This is a genomic window from Robiginitalea sp. (genome assembly GCF_049588695.1).
Taxonomy (GTDB): Bacteria; Bacteroidota; Bacteroidia; order Flavobacteriales; family Flavobacteriaceae; genus Robiginitalea.
In genome coordinates this window covers 1-3,065 of record NZ_JBAVZJ010000364.1, presented here as the reverse complement: position 1 = coordinate 3,065, position 3,065 = coordinate 1, and the positions used below count along the sequence as shown (strand labels likewise).

Sequence of the window (3,065 nt, the reverse complement as noted above, 5' to 3'; positions counted from 1 at the left end):
ACCCTGACCAATACCCTCACCGCCGCATCGGTCAGGGGGCACCAGGGGAATTTATCCGATGTCCATACCGTCATGGCTACGGCCAAACATTTTATTGGTGATGGAGCTACGGAGTACGGGGTAGAAGGAGGTGTTACTACTCTTAGCGAGAATGAAATTGAGGAGCACCTTTTACCTCCCTATCGCACTGCTGTGGCATCCGGGGTGGGTGCTGTGATGGCATCCTTCAACATCTATGAAGGCATTCCCATGCACGCCCATAAAAGAATGATTACGGATGTACTAAAGGAGCAAATGCAATTTGATGGCATTATGCTGTCCGACTGGAAAGGCTATTCCAAGTTTGGGGAGGCTGATATTATCAATGCTGGCATCGATATGGTAATGGCGGTGGATGGGGACCTCGAACTGTTTCAAAAGGGTTTAAAGAAGGCCGTGGAGGAAGGGCATGTTTCCCGGGAGCGCATAGACGATGCTGTCCGTCGCATATTACGCCAAAAATTTCGCCTGGGGCTTTTTGAAAACCCATATTCCGTGGACACTTTTATCGATTCGATCGGTAGTCAGGAGCACCGGGACGTGGCGCGCCAGGCCGTACGCGAGTCTTTGGTTTTACTCAAAAACGAAAAGAACCTGCTACCCCTGACTCCGGGGGTCGGGAAGATAGTCGTGGTTGGGGCCCATGCCAATAATGCAGGACTGCAATCCGGGGGATGGACTATAGACTGGCAGGGTACCGACCGGAATTATACCGGTGCCACTACTATTCTTGAAGGTATCCAAATGAATTCAAATGCAGAAGTGGTTTATGACCCGGATGGCACCGGGGAACATACCGATGCGGATGTAGCGATCATCTGTGTGGGGGAGCCGCCATATGCTGAATTTTTTGGGGATATCGGGCATGAGTCCAATAGCCTTAAACTGGAGTTATCCACAGAGCAAAAGGGATACCTGGAACATTACGACAAGCAAGGGGTTCCCACAGTGGTCGTCCTACTCTCCGGCCGGCCGCTGGTCACGACTAAAGAAATTAAACAGGCCTCTGCGTTTATCGCGGCCTGGCTCCCCGGTTCAGAAGGGGACGGTATAGCCGAAGTGCTTTTTGGGAAGTATAATTTTAAGGGTCGCCTGCCCCATTCATGGCCTGCTTCCCTGGACGATTTTAAAGGAAAATATGGCCCGAACCATTGGGAAGGATCCGTTGAACCCTTGTTTCCATTGGGATATGGACTATCTTACCCATGATTCATGCCTGTGCGGTTTATGGTATAAGTCAAAAATGCCTGAAAGGGCATAGTAAAAGAATAAAGATGAAATCTTTAGTGAATTGCGGACTTGTAGTCCTTTGTTTTTTGGTTTGCGGCTCTTGTAAAAAAGAGGCACCAGTTCGCGAGCAACAAGTTAAAAGTTCTATGGAGTTAACAGCAGCGGATATCCTGGGAAACCCCAAGTACCAGGCTATTTCCTATGGGGGGTATCGACAAAACACCCGGGATATTCAACCGACCTTCGAGGAATTGAAAGCGGACTTACGAATCCTGGAGGCCATGGGCGTAAAAGTCCTGCGCACCTATAATGTACAATTGTATCACGCCTCCAATTTACTCCTGGCTATCCGGGCTTTAAAAAATGAAGATCCGGACTTTGAAATGTACGTGATGCTGGGTGCCTGGATCGATTGTAAAAATGCCTGGACGGACAAGGAGCCCAATCACCAGCTGGAGAGCAGCGCCAATGCGGGGGAAATCGCACAAGCAGTTGTATTGGCCAATGCGTATCCGGATATCGTAAAGGTGCTTGCAGTAGGCAACGAGGCAATGATAAAATGGGCTACGAGTTATTACGTGCAACCTAAGGTTATCCTTAAATGGGTGCTCCACCTGCAGAAACTGAAGGCGGAGGGCAAGCTTCCTGCATCGCTCTGGATTACCAGTTCGGACGATTTTGCCTCCTGGGGGGGCGGGGAGGAACAGTACCATACCCCCGCGCTTACTAAACTTATTGAAGCGGTGGATTTTATCTCCATGCACACCTATCCCTATCACAATTCCCACTATAACCCGGAATTCTGGCAAGTACCGGAATCAGAGGAGAACCTCACGGATCTTGAAAAAGTAGATGCTGCCATGGGCCGTGCAGTAGAATTTGCCAAAAACCAGTACAGGGCAGTCTCCGGGTATATTGAGGGCTTAGGGTTCGATAAGCCTGTACATATAGGCGAAACCGGATGGGCGAGTGTTTCAGATGGGTTTTATGGCCCTGAAGGCTCCAGGGCGACAGATCAGTATAAGCAGGCCCTTTACCATAAATTGATCAGGGAATGGACCAATGCAGAAGGTATTTCCTGCTTCTATTTTGAGGCTTTTAATGAGCCCTGGAAGGATGCCGCCAATAAAACGGGTTCAGAAAACCACTTCGGATTGTTTACCGTAGAGGGCCATGCGAAGTACGCCCTTTGGGATATGGTAGACCAAGGTGTTTTCAAGGGGTTGTCCCGTAATGGAAACCCGATTAAAAAGACCTTCGGAGGGGTTAAGGACTCTGTGCTATCAAATGTACTTCCGCCCCCGCCCCAAAATGAAAAAACCGAGGCAAATTGAATTTTTTGCGATATAACCCCAGAATCCCGATGCGATGTTTAACAAAATACTTACACTTTTTACCCTTGTCCTGATGCTGAGCTCATGCCAAACCGACGAGAAATTAGCAGTTGAAGTTTTTGAAACTGCGGCGTCAGGTAACAAATTGACGCAGGTTGCTCAATCTGATGAAAATACGGCTACGACCGTAATTCGGCTAAGTCCCGAAAATCGATTTCAAACCATTACGGGTTTTGGGGGCTCATTTACGGAAGCATCGGCTTCCCTGCTCAATCGGGTGAGTGCTGAAAACCGAAAAAAGGTCCTGCAGGCTTATTTTGGACCTGACGGGGCACGGTATTCCCTTACGCGAACCCATATGAATTCGTGTGATTTCTCGTTGAGCAATTACTCCTATGCCCCGCTGGCAGGGGATGTGGAACTCCAGCACTTCTCTATTGATGAGGACCGGGATGACCTGAT

General features: G+C 49.0%; 2 protein-coding genes and 1 pseudogene. All 3 read left to right on the top strand.

Annotated features, from left to right (window positions below; translation table 11 throughout):
- On the top strand, positions 1–1,248 hold a 1,248-nt coding region (locus tag WBV75_RS08765), incomplete at its 5' end, for a glycoside hydrolase family 3 protein (protein WP_424120250.1).
- 65 nt (positions 1,249–1,313) lie between these two features.
- On the top strand, positions 1,314–2,603 hold the full coding sequence (locus WBV75_RS08760; RefSeq protein WP_424120249.1) for a glycosyl hydrolase family 17 protein: 1,290 nt from the start codon (positions 1,314–1,316) through the stop codon (positions 2,601–2,603).
- Positions 2,604–2,637: 34 nt separating this feature from the next.
- Positions 2,638–3,065: pseudogene (locus tag WBV75_RS08755) on the top strand (glycosyl hydrolase family 30); the annotation flags it as partial.

Coding starts and splice junctions, on each gene's coding strand:
- WBV75_RS08760 (WP_424120249.1), top strand. CDS start 1,314: ATGAAATCTTTAGTGAATTGCGGACTTGTAGTCCTTTGTTTTTTGGTT.